17 protein-coding genes are annotated in these 16191 nt (G+C 41.8%); 14 read left to right on the top strand and 3 right to left on the bottom strand.

The window, feature by feature from the left end:
• Positions 1-9: 9 nt before the first annotated feature.
• Positions 10-1815 carry a cation:proton antiporter gene (locus ACKLNX_RS12615; RefSeq protein ID WP_412972606.1) on the top strand — a complete coding sequence of 602 codons (1806 nt, stop codon included), beginning with the start codon at positions 10-12 and terminating at the stop codon, positions 1813-1815.
• 1 nt (position 1816) lies between these two features.
• Here the strand turns inward: ACKLNX_RS12615 and ACKLNX_RS12610 are convergent, their stop codons facing one another.
• Complete coding sequence (locus ACKLNX_RS12610; RefSeq protein ID WP_412972605.1) at positions 1817-2509, bottom strand: cupin domain-containing protein; 693 nt, start codon at positions 2507-2509, stop codon at positions 1817-1819.
• Between the two features lie 369 nt (positions 2510-2878).
• Here ACKLNX_RS12610 and ACKLNX_RS12605 point away from each other — a divergent pair, with 369 nt between their 5' ends.
• From ACKLNX_RS12605 to ACKLNX_RS12595, 3 genes are all read left to right on the top strand, one after another.
• Positions 2879-3109 carry a FeoA family protein gene (locus ACKLNX_RS12605; RefSeq protein ID WP_411692478.1) on the top strand — a complete coding sequence of 77 codons (231 nt, stop codon included), beginning with the start codon at positions 2879-2881 and terminating at the stop codon, positions 3107-3109.
• A gap of 1 nt (position 3110) precedes the next feature.
• Positions 3111-4994, top strand: a complete 1884-nt coding sequence (gene feoB, locus ACKLNX_RS12600) for a ferrous iron transporter B (RefSeq protein ID WP_412972604.1) — start codon at positions 3111-3113, stop codon at positions 4992-4994.
• 249 nt (positions 4995-5243) lie between these two features.
• The gene (locus ACKLNX_RS12595) at positions 5244-6350 is read left to right on the top strand and encodes a glutathione S-transferase family protein (RefSeq protein WP_412972603.1); all 1107 of its coding nucleotides are present in this window, start codon (positions 5244-5246) and stop codon (positions 6348-6350) included.
• A 48-nt stretch (positions 6351-6398) separates the two neighbouring features.
• Here ACKLNX_RS12595 and ACKLNX_RS12590 read toward each other — a convergent pair whose 3' ends face one another.
• Positions 6399-7130, bottom strand: a complete 732-nt coding sequence (locus ACKLNX_RS12590; protein ID WP_412972602.1) for a FadR/GntR family transcriptional regulator — start codon at positions 7128-7130, stop codon at positions 6399-6401.
• 391 nt (positions 7131-7521) lie between these two features.
• Between ACKLNX_RS12590 and ACKLNX_RS12585 the strand changes: the two genes are divergently transcribed.
• The 7 genes from ACKLNX_RS12585 to ACKLNX_RS12555 all read left to right on the top strand — a co-directional run bounded on the left by ACKLNX_RS12585 (position 7522) and on the right by ACKLNX_RS12555 (position 13340).
• A complete protein-coding gene (locus tag ACKLNX_RS12585; RefSeq protein WP_411692482.1) occupies positions 7522-7860 on the top strand; it encodes a cupin domain-containing protein in 339 nt (112 codons plus the stop codon).
• Positions 7861-7986: 126 nt separating this feature from the next.
• Positions 7987-8970, top strand: a complete 984-nt coding sequence (locus ACKLNX_RS12580; protein ID WP_412972601.1) for a sugar kinase — start codon at positions 7987-7989, stop codon at positions 8968-8970.
• A gap of 216 nt (positions 8971-9186) precedes the next feature.
• Complete coding sequence (locus ACKLNX_RS12575) at positions 9187-10335, top strand: NAD(P) transhydrogenase subunit alpha (protein WP_412972600.1); 1149 nt, start codon at positions 9187-9189, stop codon at positions 10333-10335.
• Positions 10335-10610 (top strand): NAD(P) transhydrogenase subunit alpha, encoded by a 276-nt coding sequence (locus ACKLNX_RS12570; RefSeq protein ID WP_411692485.1) that lies wholly within the window; start codon positions 10335-10337, stop codon positions 10608-10610. The genes ACKLNX_RS12575 and ACKLNX_RS12570 overlap by 1 nt, the downstream gene beginning before the upstream one ends.
• Before the next feature lie 9 nt (positions 10611-10619).
• On the top strand, positions 10620-12011 hold the full coding sequence (locus ACKLNX_RS12565) for an NAD(P)(+) transhydrogenase (Re/Si-specific) subunit beta (protein WP_412972599.1): 1392 nt from the start codon (positions 10620-10622) through the stop codon (positions 12009-12011).
• 296 nt (positions 12012-12307) lie between these two features.
• Positions 12308-12505, top strand: a complete 198-nt coding sequence (locus ACKLNX_RS12560) for a hypothetical protein (RefSeq protein ID WP_411692487.1) — start codon at positions 12308-12310, stop codon at positions 12503-12505.
• Positions 12477-13340, top strand: coding sequence for an ATP-grasp domain-containing protein (locus ACKLNX_RS12555; protein WP_412972598.1), 864 nt, complete (start codon positions 12477-12479; stop codon positions 13338-13340). The genes ACKLNX_RS12560 and ACKLNX_RS12555 overlap by 29 nt, the downstream gene beginning before the upstream one ends.
• Positions 13341-13524: 184 nt before the next feature.
• Here ACKLNX_RS12555 and ACKLNX_RS12550 read toward each other — a convergent pair whose 3' ends face one another.
• Positions 13525-13956: an organic hydroperoxide resistance protein gene (locus ACKLNX_RS12550; RefSeq protein ID WP_411692489.1), complete on the bottom strand. Its 432-nt coding sequence runs from the start codon at positions 13954-13956 to the stop codon at positions 13525-13527.
• Between the two features lie 256 nt (positions 13957-14212).
• Here ACKLNX_RS12550 and ACKLNX_RS12545 point away from each other — a divergent pair, with 256 nt between their 5' ends.
• The 3 genes from ACKLNX_RS12545 to ACKLNX_RS12535 all read left to right on the top strand — a co-directional run bounded on the left by ACKLNX_RS12545 (position 14213) and on the right by ACKLNX_RS12535 (position 16162).
• Positions 14213-14701, top strand: a complete 489-nt coding sequence (locus tag ACKLNX_RS12545) for a fasciclin domain-containing protein (protein ID WP_411692490.1) — start codon at positions 14213-14215, stop codon at positions 14699-14701.
• Positions 14702-14944: 243 nt separating this feature from the next.
• Positions 14945-15751 (top strand): hypothetical protein, encoded by an 807-nt coding sequence (locus ACKLNX_RS12540; RefSeq protein ID WP_411692491.1) that lies wholly within the window; start codon positions 14945-14947, stop codon positions 15749-15751.
• A gap of 72 nt (positions 15752-15823) precedes the next feature.
• Positions 15824-16162, top strand: coding sequence for a hypothetical protein (locus ACKLNX_RS12535; RefSeq protein WP_411692492.1), 339 nt, complete (start codon positions 15824-15826; stop codon positions 16160-16162).
• The last annotated feature ends 29 nt before the right edge of the window (positions 16163-16191 follow it).

Here is a 16191-nt window from a genome sequence, read left to right as displayed (position 1 = left end):
GGATTGTCATTGGACAACTTAATTATACCACTCGTCATTGTCGGCTTGCTTTCAATTGCTTGCCAATATTTAGCTTACAAAGTTCGCGTACCTGCCATATTATTTTTACTAATTATGGGTATTGTCGCAGGCCCTGTTACCGGAGTTATTGATGCCGACGGTCTGTTTGGCGACTTGCTGTTTCCTGTCGTTTCACTCTCCGTTGCCATTATTCTATTTGAAGGAGCGTTAACGCTGCGTAGGCAAGATTTAAGTGGCCATGGTTCGATGGTGCGAAATCTTTGTACCATTGGAACATTGGTGACCATGTTGGTGGTAGCACCTGTGGCGCACTTTACATTGGATATGTCGTGGGAAATGTCGTTTTTGCTAGGAGCAATAGTTACTGTGACGGGTCCGACCGTTATTGTCCCTATGCTACGAACGGTTCGACCCAGCAATAAAGTTTCCAATATCCTTCGTTGGGAAGGGATCATCATCGATCCTATCGGTGCCTTGCTAGCGGTGCTTGTATTCGAGTACATCATATCCACACAAGATGCGCTTACCCATACTCTGTATGCTTTTGGCTTAACTGTTTCTGTCGGATTTGGAATCGGTATAGCCGTTGGGTATTTCTTAGGCTTGGTGTTACGTCATCACTGGATCCCTCATTACTTAATGAATACTGCTGTTCTAACCATTATGTTAGGCGCATTTGCAATTTCAAACCTTATTGCGCATGAATCGGGACTTCTGACCGTCACGGTAATGGGTATTCTTATGGCGAATATGAAGGATGTGGATGTCGACGACATTTTGGAATTTAAAGAAACTCTGAGTGTTTTGTTAATATCAGGCTTGTTCATTCTTCTCGCATCTCGTATTGAGTTGAACGCGATCCTTGATGTTGGTTGGGGTTCAGTATTGGTGCTCGTTGCGGTGATGTTTGTAGCGAGGCCATTAGGCGTGTTTTTATCATCCATTGGTACTGGACTAAAATGGCGAGAATTGGCTCTACTAAGTTGGATAGCACCAAGAGGGATCGTGGCTGCGGCAGTATCTGCTTTGTTTGCTTTGAAATTAGAAGCTTTGGATTATGCTCAAGCTGAAATGCTCGTCCCGATGGTGTTTTTAATCATCATCACAACAGTTGTTTTGCAAAGTCTAACAAGTGCAAAAGTGGCTGAACTCTTAGGTATTCGAGCGCCGGCACCTACAGGATATTTGATCTTTGGAGGAGCCCAATTTAGTCGCATGTTTGCAAAAGAACTCATGACTCACAACGTTCCTGTATGTTTGGCCGACACTAACTATGAAACTATAAAATTAGCAAGAATGGACGGTGTTCCCACTTACTTTGGGAATCCGATGTCTGAACATGCTGAGCGAAACTTGGATTTAACCGGTCTTGGTAAAGTTTTAGTGATGTCACCTTATCGTCAATTGAACCCACTTGTTACATATCACTTTGAGCATGAAATGGGTAAAGGTTCAGTTTTAGGCTTGAGTAATGGTGAGTTGCAGAAGCGTCCGAGCCATCAGGTATCTGAATCTTATTCCAAAAAGTTGGGCCTGTTTGCGGAAAATATTTCCTATGGGAAGTTAGCTGGGTTTACATCGAAAGGTGCAAGTATCAAAACCACAAAGCTGTCTGAAAACTTCAGTTATGACGATTATAAGGAAGAATATAAAGATAGATGCTTACCATTGTGTGCGATCAATGCGGAAGGGAAGCTAAAGTTATTTACAACGTCTAGCGATATGAAACCAAAAGCTGGATGGCAAATTGTGAGTTTGATAACAAGTGAGAAGGCATCAAATACAGAGGCTTAGATTAAGCCTCTTGAAGCCTTTCGATTTGTTGCGCAACGTTTAGCAAGTTGCCTGTTTTCACCCAAATTTTTGCGCCAAGCCCGCCGGTACTGAGCTTCAAAAACTCTCCGGCGGGAACGCGTAACCAGTCAAATTGCTGAAGTTTTACCTTATCGTGCTCAACTGTACCTTCCATCACTAAAACTTCATTACCATCGCAAGCTTCGCTACTCCACCGAGTATTTGGCTGCAAGTTCACTAGTTTTACCTGTTCATATTGGTCGCTAAACAAAAGACGCTCAAGCACTGTGTTCTCTTCATTCTTAAAAGCGATTTCCGCTTCGTCCATTATGACGTTTACATGCTGGCGATCTTCTGGCTGAAATTGCCATAGCTTTACGAATATCACGCAACCCTCTTTTGAGCCAGGCTGATGCTTTGACTGAGGAGGGTTTCGAACGTATGAGCCAGCTGGATAATCCCCATTTTCATCTTGAAAAACACCTTCGAGCACGATGAACTCCTCACCACCACCGTGAGTATGGGGGGAGAAATGACTGTTTGGTGCATACTTTACAATGCTGGTGGCACGGGCAAGCTCATCACCCACTCGGTCGAGGGGTTTTCTATGAACACCTGCCATCGGTGATGGAATCCATTCCTCCTTGCTGGTATGCACTAAAGCTACTTCTTGGAAATTCGCGTTGATTTTCATTATTAGTCCGTTGTTTACCGTATAGAATCACACATTATTGCGATTGCTGAATTGCGATTGCTGAATGGCGATTGCTGAACTAGATATAGCCAATACAATATCGCAAAGTGCTGTGAGTGTGCTTTGTATATATCCTAAATAGTCAAATGGTTCACATGAAAATCGCGTAAATGTCCTAAGGTTTGCGCTATATCAAGTATTGGCCTGCTTATTGTGATTAATTACTCAATGGCTCTTGATACTAATTAGAATAAGAATTATTCTTATTTAACTAATTTTAATGACACTGATTACCTCACGGCAACCGCATTGGATCGCCGTTTTCCACACACTATGAAGGTGTAAATCAGTAATTATGAAGAGAGCACTATGACTGTCTGGGATATTCCTTCAAAAAAATCGGCTTCGATAACAGATCTTTGTATTTCGATGCAGTCTGATGTTGCAATTAGATTGCAGGAAATGGGTTTTGAAGAAGGGCAGTTAATTACCTGCATCAAACGAACCGCATTTAACGGCCCGACTATCATTCAACTGGGTGATTGCGTCTATTCATTGGAACAAAGTATAGCTAATCATGTAAACGTTAACGCGATATAAAATGCAAAAAATTCTTCTTGTTGGTAAGCCCAATTCGGGCAAAAGTCTGCTGTTCAATCAATTAACAGGATTAAGGCAGAAAGTCGCTAATTTCCCCGGTGTAACCGTAGAGCTGAAAAGCGGCGTATTCAATGCTTTTTCGCATAATGCCAGCCCTAAAACGGGTGAAGCATATGATGGGAAAGCAGAGCAGAAATTCGAACTTATTGATTACCCTGGCACATATTCTCTAAAGTCTTTATCGAAGGATGAGTCAATTGCGATTGAACAGCTGTTGGCCGCAATGTCCGATGAAGAAACCAGCGTCATTTTATGTAACCTCGATGCTACCCGCATGGAACGTTCACTTGTCTTTGCGTTGCAGGTGCAAGAAATTGCTAAACAGTATGATAAAACGGTCGTTTTCACATTGAACATGATTGATGAGTTGCTGCGCTTTAATCATTCGATTGATACCATTGAATTGAGCAAAAAGTTGGGAAGCCCAGTCTTTGCTGTGTCTGCCAAGACGCTAATTGGCATCAACGAATTACAAAAGGGATTGAGTGAAATAGCGGTATCCCCGGAAAAATTTCGAGTGAAAGCAACGGAGATCAATCAACAAGCTAGTGGGGTGGCGGCCAAAATTCTCGCGAAAGAGTTTGCGATACAAGCCGACATTGTGCTTAAAAGACAAAATAAGATAGACAGCCTTTTACTAAATTCCGTGTTTGGTGGAATAGCCTTTTTGCTAATTATGTTCTTCTTGTTCCAAGCCATATTCACGTGGGCCACTCCTCTCATGGATGCTACAGAGAGCGGAATAGGCATTTTGGCGAATCTCGTTTCTGGTTTTGTCGGTGAAGGCTTGTTAAATGATTTCATCCGCGATGCGATATTTGGTGGTTTAGGCTCATTCCTTGTTTTCGTGCCACAAATAATGGTCTTAACACTCATCATTGGTTTGCTAGAGGATAGTGGTTACTTAGCTAGAGCAGCGCTGATTTGTCATAAGCCTCTAAGTTTCTTTGGATTGTCTGGCCGCAGTTTTATTCCTTATTTATCGGGCCACGCCTGCGCAATACCTGCAATACTAGCGGCGCGAACAATAGAATCGCCGCGTAAACGCTTTGTGACCATGCTCACTGTCCCATTGATGTCCTGTTCCGCAAGACTACCGGTTTATGCGCTTCTCATCGCTGTATTGGTGCCTGATGTAAGTTATTTGGGAGGCTGGGTTAACCTGCAAGGTGTAATGTTCTTCGTCCTATATTTCTTTGGTATTTTGACAGCGCTGATAGTTAGCGCGGTATTAAATAAGATGACGAAGGATTCGAAAGAGTACCAGGATATGCCGTTTATCTTAGAGCTTCCTTCTTACCGTTTACCGCATTGGCAACCTTTGTTTTACCGAATATTGAACAGCGGCACACAGTTTATTAAACGAGCGGGTCCAATTATTTTTGTTGTTTCATTGGTCATTTGGTCCCTAGGATATTTTCCTAACAACGGCGATTTACAAAACTCATACCTGTCGGCAATAGGACAGTGGATCGAACCCGTTTTCGCGCCTATGGGCGTAGACTGGCGTTATGGTGTCGCTATTCTTGTTTCTTTCCTTGCACGCGAAGTGTTTGTGGGAGTGTTAGGAACTATGTTTAGCATAGAAAATGCTGATGAAAATATTGCGGGTTTGGCTGCGAACCTAGAAGCTGATGGGCTTTCACTCGCTTCGGGCGTAGCGCTGTTAGCATTCTATGTTATCGCGTTGCAGTGTGTGGCTACCGTCGCGACACTCAAAGCGGAGTTAGGTAAAAATCGCTACGCATGGGGAGCATTTGTTGCTTACGGCTTGCTGGCCTATCTTGTTTCTATGACTTTGTATGCGGTGATTTCAAGCTATTAATACTAGATTGCTTTCAGCTTTGGGATTTAACAATAGCGTTTATTGCTGCGTAGCTTTATGGATTAGGCTGTGTTATGGATTAGGTAAAGTTATATAAGACGCAAGGTTATGAAAGGCGCAAGGTTATAGAGGACGGAACTTTTTTAAAGACGCAAGGTTTTAGAAAGCGCAACGTTATAGATTTCGCAGTGTTATGGTATGTTTGTTTATTAGCAACAAAAATACGAATAGGCTAAAGGAATCGAAACAATGGCAAATAAGTACACGCTTTATGGCGCCCAACTGTCGCTTTATACGGGCAAGCTACGTTCATATTTGCGATATAAGCAAATTCCATATGAGGAGGTTTTTTCCTCACGAAAAGTCTATAAGGATATTATTATTCCAAAAACAGGGGTTCAATTTATCCCTGTATTAAAGACACCGCAAGATGAGTATTTGCAAGATACTTCTGCAATCATGGATGTCTTAGAGCTTGAATTCAAAGAACGCTCAGTTATACCAAATACACCTAAACAAAAACTCATTTCAGCCATTCTGGAAATGTGGGGTGATGAATGCTTGCTTCTTGCCGCAATGCATTATCGCTGGAACCATGACAACTTCCCCTTTATTTATGAAGAGTTTGGCGAAATAGCCTTACCGAATATGCCCGCCTTTATTCGTCGTTTTGTAGGTAAAAAACTAGGCGCGAAATTCAAAGGTTTTGTTCCAATGTTAGGAATAACGCCAAACAGTATTCCCGCCATTGAGGATTGGTATGAGCATCATGTGCTGCCAATATTAGATAAACATTTTGCTAAGCATGAGTATTTACTTGGTGGCCGTCCAAGTACTGGCGATTTTGGTCTTATGGGCCCGCTTTACGCGCATCTATATCGTGATCCAGCTTCGGGTAGATTAATGAAGCAGATAGCGCCTAATGTATCGAAGTGGGTAGAGCGAATGAATCAAACCAGCGCTGCTTGTGGTGAGTGGCTGGCAGATGATGAAATACCTGATACCTTGTTTGCGCTATTAAAGCGTCAGTTTGTTGAGTTTTGGCCTTTACAAATAACCACCTTAGCGCGCAGCCAAGCGTGGATGAAAGAAAATCCTGAAAAGAAAAAGCTCCCCAGAATGCTTGGTGAACACACTATTCAAATTGGCGATATCAGCGAAAAATGCGCAGTGAGATCGTTTAGTCATTGGAAGTTGCAGCGTATTCTTGATTTATACGGAAGTTACAGTGACAGCGAAAAAGCCAGTGTTGATCCACTGTTAAATGAGTTGGGTGGATTGGAAATGATGCAAACAAAGGTTGAGCAACGCGTAACCAGAGAGAACAATTTATTAGTAAAAGAAGGCTCCAACTAAAAGGGCTCAATTAAGAGCCCATTTCAAATTTAACTAGTTAATTTATTTTTAGCCAACCAAGTGATTTAGTGAATACAAATCACGCGTTTGATTCGATTGCTTTCTAACTTCCTCTAGTGCCTTCGCTTCACTTATCGCGAACAAAGTATTAATGAGACGATTGAAGTGCAAATGCATCGCTGCGCGAGCTTCAGACGAATCACGTTTTTGTAAGGCTAGGTAAATATTTCTGTGCTCGTCTAAGCGATCTTTGTCGCTGCGATCACAAACATTTTTATATGCGTTGATGATTTCAGGTTCTGAGTCACGAAGTTCCCAAAATTTTTCTACAGCGATGAGTACCGCATTATTGCGCGTCGCTTTGGATATAATAAGATGGAACTCACGATCGGCTTTCTCGGGCTCAACACCTTTTTCCATCGCAATGAGGGTTTTATCTAATTCAACTAGTTCGTCTTCAGTAATAGTAACCGCGGCTAATGCTGCTGCCTCACCCTCTACTAGGGCTCTTGCTTGAGTTAACTCAAATGCACTGACTTTACGCTCAGATGTTCGTTTTGCCGGGTTTTCTAGCACATACACGCCAGAGCTAGTTTTCACTTCAACACGCCCTCTAACTTCAAGTGCAATGATCGCTTCTCGTATTGTTGGGCGGCTTACTTTAAAGGTTTCAGCGAGCTCGCGCTCAGGAGGCAAGCGACTTCCTGGTGGATACATACCCGAATCAATTAGTGCTTCAATTTTTTCGACAATCTGCCAGAACATGCGGCGGTTTTTCATTGGTTTACCTCTACCTACGCGAACGCAAGAGTTTCTGTTTTAACCCACTTTAGGATTTTACTATTATGACCCGATATTTTAACTCAAACGGACGTATTTAAAACCACTTAATTGTTGTAAAGTTTATAAAATATCGCAGTAATTAACATAAATCATACATCTTTTGCGTGATATTACCAATAAAATTCAAATTGGTAATAACCTATTCTTTAAAATGGTTGACAATAACTGCTCATATTGGTTATATATTGCCGTGAAATAAATATTCAGCGACGCCCACTGAATAAAACGAACTGTATTAGTATGTGTTAGTCTGGTAAAACAGGACTTAAGACCATCAAATAAGATAAGTTATTGGGGTTTTAAAATTGCATACTTGTGAGGATATTTTATGAACCAAAGTAAGACGTTTATATTTGGCGCAACGCATCCGATTGAAGATTTAGGCGACGGTATAAAACGTCAGTTAATGGGCCTTAACCAACAAATTTTAATGGCCAAAGTCTGGTTTGAAACCAACGCCATTGGATATGTGCATACGCATTTTCACTCACAAGTAAGCTATGTTGAAAGCGGCGAGTTTGAGGTGATGGTTGACGGCGAAAAAGAAATTTTAAAGGCGGGCGATTGCTTTTATGTTGAGCCTAACGCAGAGCACGGTGCAATATGCCTCAAAGCAGGCGTTTTGATTGACGTGTTTAGTCCATGCAGAGAAGACTTTCTCGCGTAACATTCATGTTTAACTAATGAATGCCGAAGCACGAGACAAATCAAGGTAGAGATTGATCGTGATCAGTTTCGAGATTTTTAATTAGAAAATACAAATTGTATTGGGTAAGTAGAGTAGGCATCCATGGTGTTTAAAAATAAAAAGTTAGCTTCAGCGCAAGAATCTAATCCAACAGGAAGTTTGGTTTTTGCTGGCGAGTGCATGCTGGAGTTAGTTAACAAAGACCCCGATACAATCCGTAAATCCTTTGCGGGCGATTTGTATAATTCCAGTGTTTACTTAAAGCGTGCTTTCCCACAACAAGATGTTCAATTCATGTCCTGTATTGGACAAGACTCCCTGAGCGATCAATTACTTGAGCGTTTAGCTGGCGAGTCGGTAGGCACCAACTGCTTAGCATCCATTGATACTCATCATTTAGGCGCCTATATGGTGGTAACTGATGAGCACGGCGAACGTTCCTTTATATACTGGCGCAGTGATTCGGCGGCTAAACGCATGGTCACGGCTTTAAGTGATGAGCAAAAGCAACTACTTAAACAAGCGCGACTGTTTTTCTTTTCCGGCATCTCGATCGCTATTCTGTTGCAAGAAGAGCGCGAAGCCTTTTGGTTGTTGCTCGAAGAATTGCAATCTGCGGGCGTGAGTATTGCATTCGATCCCAATTATCGTCCCCAACTTTGGGAAAACGCTGATATTGCCAAAGCTAATATCGAAAAAGCATTTCAAATAGCTGATTGGCTGTTGCCAGGTGTTGATGATTTCGACAAGCTTTATGGCATGAACGATGTGGAAGAATGCATCCAATTTTGCTTGCAGTTTAAACCTTCCGAATTAGTGATGAAACAAGGTGAACAGACCGTTCATATAATCACTGAGTCTGGCCGCGAAAGCATTCCAGTAGTAGCTAATGACAATGTTGTTGATACTACGTCGGCTGGTGACGCATTCAATGGCGTATATCTAGGTGCACGCGCATCGGGTAAAGATATTCGTAGCTCGGCGCTTGCTGCAAGTTCAGCTGCCAGCAAAGTAATCGAGACACCTGGCGCTATTATGCCTAAAGATTTGTTTGATCAGTTCTGGAACGATTACAAGAAACGCTTATAACAAAAAGGGATGCTTCTCTTTCGCAGAGAATGCCTACTCTAAGCCACTTTTCTACTGCATATTCGCGCGTAGAGAGATGAGCAACAAAAAATAATAATAATATCTCTAGAAGATAACCATAAAACCGACAGAAAAACCTACGCAGAATATAGGCGGTATTTTTACGCCCTAAGAAACGTATTTTAACAATCTGAGCCAGCCAAAGAAGGAGGCGAAATGAGCACTATAGTGTTTGTCAGAGAGCAGGTAGAGAATGAACGTCGGTGCAGTTTACTTCCAATAAATGTGAAAGCTTATACTAAGCTTGGCGCCACGATCTTAATTGAATCGGGAATTGGAGAAACGGTAAATATTCAAGATTCAGATTATGCAGAAGCGGGCGCAACTGTTGAGGCTGATCGAGAAGCATTACTCGCAAAAGCGGATTTTGTAATGTCCATCCATCCTTTAACAAAGGCGGATTTAGAGAAGACTAAAACGAGCGTCTGTTGCATTAGTTTTTTAGACCCTTTCAATGCACACGACCATATTAAATGGCTACAAAAAACGGGGCGCTCAGCCTTAAGCGTTGAGATGATACCACGCAGTAGCCGCTGTCAGAAAATGGACGCATTAAGTTCACAAGCCAGCCTCGCCGGATATGTCATGGTTGCTAAAGCCATGTCAACGTTGCCTCGCGTATTCCCAATGATGATGACGCCTGCCGGTACATTGAAACCAGCGAAAGTTTTCGTGATTGGCGCTGGTGTCGCTGGCTTACAAGCGATAGCGACAGCCAAACGACTTGGTGCCTCAGTAACCGCCTATGACACACGAGAAGTGGTTGCTGAGCAGGTTCGCTCGCTCGGTGCAAAATTCTTAGCAATTGATATTGGTGAAACCGGACAAACCGAACAAGGTTACGCGAAAGCACTCACACCAGAACAAATCGAAATTCAACAACAAGCTCAAGCAGCTTGTATTGCGGACTCTGATGTCGTGATCACCACGGCACAACTATTCGGCAGAAAGCCGCCATTACTTATTAAAAAAGACGTTATTGCGAAGATGAAACCGGGTAGTGTCATTGTTGATATGGCAGCAGAAAATGGTGGCAATGTGGAAGGTAGTGTAGCTGGCAGCATTGCGAATGTAGAGGGTGTTAACGTCATTGGCACAGGGAACTGGGCGAGCGAAGTTGCACTAGACGCAAGCCAAATGTATGCAAACAATTTACAGGCACTTTTGCTTGAATTCTGGGATAGCGAAAACAAAACTATTCAGCTTAATTTAGAGGACGATATTCTGCAAACCGCGCTTATCACTCATGCTGGAGAGTTGATTAATCCTACAATCAAAGCGCTATTAACAGAGGAGAAAGCGTAATGTCATTTATATATCTTTCAATGATCTTAATGTTGGCGATATTCTTAGGCTTTGAACTCATTCGAAAAGTACCTGCAACCTTGCACACACCTTTAATGTCCGGTGCAAACGCCGTTTCAGGTATTACTTTGATAGGGGCAATAGCGTATTCAGGTAATGAGAACCTACTACTAGCGCAAATTCTTGGCACTGTTTCAGTATTCCTTGCAACGATTAACGTGGTTGGCGGCTATATGGTTACAGACCGTATGCTTGCCATGTTCAAAAGTAAGTAAGGGATCACTATGTTGAATACAGAATTTATCATCAACGCGGTATATGTACTCAGTGCTGCGCTATTTATTTTAGGGCTGAAATTACTCAGCCATCCTTTAACCGCAAGACGCGGAAACATGCTTTCTGCTCTGGGCATGCTAGTTGCTATTTGTGTCACTCTCATTGATCAGAACATACTTGCCTATGAATGGATACTCGCGGCTATACTTGCAGGTAGTGCGGTCGGTGCCTTCATTGCTAAAAAAGTGCAATTAACAGAAATGCCTGAGTTGGTATCTCTTCTAAATGGTGTCGGTGGTTTGGCTAGCTTGCTTGTGGCATTGGCTATGGTTGAAACAGATGCAGCCATTTCAAGTCATTTGCTAATCATTGTTCTGTTGGCCATCGCAATTGGTGGTATTACTTTTTCGGGAAGTGTTATTGCTTGGGCAAAACTCAGTGGCAAAGTGGCGAAGTTGGTAAGCAGCGGTTCGACAGTTTTTAAAGGGCAAGCAATAGTAAATGGCTTTATTGTTATCGCTATTGTCACGTTTGGAACGCTGTTCGTGTTGTCTCCTACTGTCGCAATTAGCGGGCTTTATCTTTATGCATTCGTGGGCTTATGTGTCGTGCTAGGGGTAATGCTAGTCATTCCAATTGGCGGCGCTGACATGCCCGTTGTTATCTCTCTTCTGAACAGTTATTCAGGCTTAGCTGCCTGTGCCGCGGGTTTAGCAATCGATAACAACTTATTGATTGTGGCCGGTGCATTGGTTGGTGCAAGTGGCATCATATTAACGAGTGTCATGTGCAAAGCGATGAATCGCTCACTCACTAACGTCTTGTTCTCTGGCTTCCAAGCAGTAAAAACCACTGAGATGAAAATTGAGGGCGAAGTTAAGCCCTTGCCTGCTGAAGATGCATATTACGTATTAGAAGCGGCTCAATCTGTGGTGGTCATTCCTGGGTATGGTATGGCTGTTGCGCAAGCTCAGCATGCAATGAAAGAGCTTCAGGTATTACTTGAAGAGAATGGCGCAGAAGTTGTCTATGGGATTCACCCAGTAGCAGGTCGTATGCCAGGACATATGAATGTATTGTTAGCCGAAGCTGATGTTTCTTACGAATTGCTCTTAGAAATGGACGACGTGAATGCGCGAATGGAAACTTTTGACGTAGCGATTGTAATTGGTGCAAATGATGTTGTTAATCCCGCCGCAAGAGAGATGGAAGGAAGCCCAATTTATGGAATGCCAGTTATCAATGCTGACTTAGCCAAGAATGTTTTCATTCTGAAGCGAGGAATGGCTTCCGGTTTTGCGGGTGTTGAAAATCCACTTTTCTTTAAAGACAATGCACGCATGATCTTTGGAGATGCCAAGGACACCATCAATACAATTATTCGTCAATTCTCAATTTAGAAAGGACGAATTGTAATGCTAAGCGAAGTATTCAATTAGGTCCTAGGGTTAACTTCTATTCCCAATAAGGCCAAATAAGTCATAGCAACTAAGCTAGCGTTGCTATGACTTACTTTTCTATATTCGTATTTGTTGTAAATCAAACATTACTATTTTAGTGCTTTCATTGGGATTTTTGGTATCCTTGCACGTGAAGTATGTTTATTATTTAAAAAAAGAAAAATCGCAACATACAAACCTAACAAACTAGCTCACAGACATATACGGAATATGGTCTGAAAATAAAAGGGAACTTTATGCATTTCAAACGCAATATGTGGTTAAGCTTTGCAGGCGCAACTATTATCATTGTCGCCGTTCTATTTGGTTCACAGCAAAGTGATGCAAACTTGGGCATGCAGCGCAGTTTACCTCAAATTAATCAATACAAATCGCAACACGAATCCAATGTAAACAAGGAATCAAATGCGCAAAGTAGCTATCTTAACTACTGACAAACTCGAAGACTTTTTTGTTTATGATCAAATGCTTGAGGCCCCGCTGAAACAGTTGGGTTGGGCTTATTCTGAAGTTTCTTGGCACGCAAAAAATCATAATTGGGATGAATATGACGTGGTTGTTGTTCGCAGCACTTGGGATTATCAGGCGCATTGTGAAGAATTTCTAGCTTGCCTACAAGAAATTGAGAACTCATCAGCTACGCTTTGTAACTCAATGTCGTTAATAGAATGGAATATCTCTAAAACATACTTAAAAGAACTCGAAGATAAAGGTGTGCCGATTATTCCAACGCTTTGGGCTGAAAAGCTTCAAGAACATCATTTTCCTCAAGCCTTTGAGAAATTTGAGTGTGATGAAATAGTCATTAAGCCGTATGTTAGTGCCAACGCCGACTTTACCTATCGAATTACTCCAGCTTCAGTTGCTAAACACTTACCCTCAATACTCGCAGAATATGTAGATCGCTCTGCAATGATCCAACCATTCCTAAAAAGTATTGTTGAGCAGGGGGAATACTCATTATTTTATTTTGATTCTCAATACAGTCACACAATTTGCAAGCAGCCTGCAAAAGGTGACTTTCGTGTTCAAGAAGAGCATGGCGGGCAACTAAGCAAAATAGTGCCAACGCCAGAAATGTTGGCTTTAGCACAGCAAACTATAAACGCTCTGCCAAATGAATCATTGTATGCACGAATTGATATTGTGTCGCTTGATGACGTGTTGATGATTATTGAGGTGGAATTAATTGAGCCAAGTTTGTACTTCAACATGGATGCTGCGTCACCAGCGTTTTTTGCGGAAGTCTTTGCGAATAAATTCAGCTAATACGATTTGCTAAAGACATGAAGTTGTCCAGATAGAAACTGGAATACTGCTTTTACATTAAATCCTTCTTTTGCACTAATCTAGCTGGGTACGAGTGTGGCTAGGTATGAGTGTGGCTGGGTATGAATAGACGGCTCTTCGCTCAGTGCGGAGTCGAGGAGCCGCGTTAAATAAAAGCTATTTTCTAAATCACATTCAGAGTGACTTTGATGTTGCCCCGAGTCGCATTCGAGTATGGACATACTTCGTGAGCTTTATCTACTAGCTCTTGCGCTTGCTTTTTGTCCATGTCACCTAGTGAAATATTCAACTCTGCCTCAATGCCAAAACCTTGTTCAATGGGGCCAATAGTAACACTTGCATCGACATAAGAGTCTTCAGGTAGTTCAATTTTCTGAGGGCCAGCGACTGCTTTTAAGGCACCGATGAAACAGGCTGAGTAGCCAGCAGCAAACAATTGTTCTGGGTTTGTGCCCGGGCCATCATTGCCTCCCAAAGACTTTGGTGCGCTTAATTTCACTGACAATTTATCATCATCTGACTTCGCTGAACCACCGTCACGACCTCCAGTGGTGTGCGTTTTAGCAGTATATAAAACCTTTTGTAATTCGTTCATTTTGCCTCCTTAGCATTACTATTAATAATCACTCTAACTTACGAGTGCCTTGCTTAATTCGATCATGCTTCCTAGGTTCTTCCTAGCTCTATTCTATGGGCAACAATCCAAAGCACAATCCCTATTAAGATTAGCAGATTTATTCTTTTCGAGATCTTAATTTCAATAAGGCCGTAGAAATCACCATTCACTTGAGTTAACTCATGAAGCACCATCGAGTGAAATCTTTAATTTAAATACTACGAGGCAATATTATATGAATAAGTTATTTAAAGTACTCTCAGCTAGTTTTTTTACTTTAGCATTATCTTTCACAGCAGCAGCAGGGCATCACGGAATGAAGAAAGACATCGTTGATACCGCTGTTGCCGCTGGTGATTTTAATACTTTGGTAACCGCAGTAAAAGCAGCAGATCTTGTTGAAACGTTGAAGGGCAAGGGTCCATTTACGGTATTTGCGCCGACCGATGCAGCTTTCGCAAAGGTACCGGAAGCAACATTGAATAGCCTGTTAGCGGACAAAGCAGCACTGAGCAATGTACTTACCTACCATGTTGTTGCTGGTAAAGTAATGGCGGCAGATGTTGTTAAGTTGACTAGTGCTAAAACAGTGCAAGGCCAATCAATCAGTATTGAAGTTAAAGATGGTGTGGTCTATGTCGACGGTGCTAAAGTAACCGCTACTGATATCAAAACTAGTAATGGTGTCATTCACGTAATTGATTCAGTGATTCTACCTAAGTAACTGATAAAATTTAAGTTCAGATATAGCCCACATTTGTGGGCTTTTTTATCTCATAAACTAATGTTCTTGCTATACTCATAAAATGAGCGCTCCAAAGCTAGTCGGGATTCTAGGATCTGCAAATAGATGTTTGAAGTCTTTTTGACAGCTTTATCTACCGATGAACATGCTATAAAGTTGAGCTTAAGATCTTCGACACATTCGTTTCTTTTAAATTTGAGTTAACTTAAAGCGGAGTTAAGTTTGCATAAATTGTTGCTGGTTTTAATTACTTTCGTACTTACGACAACATCAGCTTTGTGCTTAAACGGAAAGCACGAGCCCAGCGTACCTGAATCATTTGTGCTTCAGTGGGGATTTGTGTACATGCCACCTTTGGCATACCAAGATGAAGAAGGTAAAACAAAAGGTGAGTTAGCTGAAATGATGACGGCAGTTAGCAAGCTCAGCGGCATCGCTCATGAACCCATGCAATTCCCAAATGCCAGAGCCATTTTCAACCTTAATCAAAAGAAAATCAATTTTGCCATTGGTATGAAATCTTTGATAGACAACAAAGAGGGTTTTATAACAAGCACCTTTCCTGTCTCTAAAGTCCAATTACTGATTGTGCATTTAGAAGAGACAGAGGCTGTCAATTCGATTGAAGAATTGAAAGGAAAGGACTTGGTACTGTTAAGTGGTTACACATATGGCGGCTTACGAGGTAAATTTGAAGAGATAGCTGCTAATACCTTTAATGTGGACAATCATAACCGTGCTATCGAAGGATTGAAGTTAAAAAGAGGAGACTACGCTTTGCTCTATAAAACGTCTAGCGAGTTTAGTCTTGGCAACAATAATCCAGCGGATTTTAAGTCGACCATTGTCGGTGAAGTTGAATTATTCTTCATGCTTAATAAAAATGTGGAGCAATCAAGCTTAATTATGCAGAAGTTAGAGAGTTCATTCCTGTGTTATAAAGAAATGTTAACTTCAGTGCGCGATCAAACAAACATTCATGATTATGTTGCAAGGTCTTTCAATAAACCAAAGTGTGATATACAGTAATTTAGCTGTAATGTTTAGGATAATTTAGAGCTCGCCTAGTCTAGCTCTGCAAAGGCGTTATATGGACGAACTATGAACCGAGACTTGCCTATGGATGCAAAGCAAAAATTAACGCTCACATTTCGCGTTGAACCCGGCTGTTTAGGCCCTGACGGCGCAGCACATATAGAAGCTTTTTGTGCGCATGCTCAAAACCTATTTGCTGAATTGGACGAGGATTTCGTGCAATGTAAGCTGATTCCCCGATACGATAAATTACTGCCAGAAACTGAATACCGGATAAATGGCAAAGGTTTAAGCGAGCAACAAGCAGCTCTTTATCTGAACGCGCTTGGCAAAAACCTCGACGAGTTTGAAGAGCAATTACAGGATCGCATCGCAGAAACAATTGACGAATTCTTGAACCGCTAAAAATCACTTTAAAAGCACCATAGTCTGCG

Source organism: Glaciecola sp. MF2-115 (genome assembly GCF_047250385.1).
Lineage (GTDB): Bacteria > Pseudomonadota > Gammaproteobacteria > Enterobacterales > Alteromonadaceae > Glaciecola.
This window is presented reverse-complemented; position numbering and strand designations above follow the sequence as displayed.

Excerpts from the sequence above, each read along its gene's own strand:
- ACKLNX_RS12610 (WP_412972605.1), bottom strand. The coding sequence starts at position 2,509 with ATGAAAATCAACGCGAATTTCCAAGAAGTAGCTTTAGTGCATACCAGC.
- ACKLNX_RS12605 (WP_411692478.1), top strand. The coding sequence starts at position 2,879 with ATGACTGTCTGGGATATTCCTTCAAAAAAATCGGCTTCGATAACAGAT.
- feoB (WP_412972604.1), top strand. The coding sequence starts at position 3,111 with ATGCAAAAAATTCTTCTTGTTGGTAAGCCCAATTCGGGCAAAAGTCTG.
- ACKLNX_RS12595 (WP_412972603.1), top strand. The coding sequence starts at position 5,244 with ATGGCAAATAAGTACACGCTTTATGGCGCCCAACTGTCGCTTTATACG.
- ACKLNX_RS12590 (WP_412972602.1), bottom strand. The coding sequence starts at position 7,130 with ATGAAAAACCGCCGCATGTTCTGGCAGATTGTCGAAAAAATTGAAGCA.
- ACKLNX_RS12585 (WP_411692482.1), top strand. The coding sequence starts at position 7,522 with ATGAACCAAAGTAAGACGTTTATATTTGGCGCAACGCATCCGATTGAA.
- ACKLNX_RS12575 (WP_412972600.1), top strand. The coding sequence starts at position 9,187 with ATGAGCACTATAGTGTTTGTCAGAGAGCAGGTAGAGAATGAACGTCGG.
- ACKLNX_RS12570 (WP_411692485.1), top strand. The coding sequence starts at position 10,335 with ATGTCATTTATATATCTTTCAATGATCTTAATGTTGGCGATATTCTTA.
- ACKLNX_RS12565 (WP_412972599.1), top strand. The coding sequence starts at position 10,620 with ATGTTGAATACAGAATTTATCATCAACGCGGTATATGTACTCAGTGCT.
- ACKLNX_RS12560 (WP_411692487.1), top strand. The coding sequence starts at position 12,308 with ATGCATTTCAAACGCAATATGTGGTTAAGCTTTGCAGGCGCAACTATT.
- ACKLNX_RS12555 (WP_412972598.1), top strand. The coding sequence starts at position 12,477 with ATGCGCAAAGTAGCTATCTTAACTACTGACAAACTCGAAGACTTTTTT.
- ACKLNX_RS12550 (WP_411692489.1), bottom strand. The coding sequence starts at position 13,956 with ATGAACGAATTACAAAAGGTTTTATATACTGCTAAAACGCACACCACT.
- ACKLNX_RS12545 (WP_411692490.1), top strand. The coding sequence starts at position 14,213 with ATGAATAAGTTATTTAAAGTACTCTCAGCTAGTTTTTTTACTTTAGCA.
- ACKLNX_RS12535 (WP_411692492.1), top strand. The coding sequence starts at position 15,824 with ATGAACCGAGACTTGCCTATGGATGCAAAGCAAAAATTAACGCTCACA.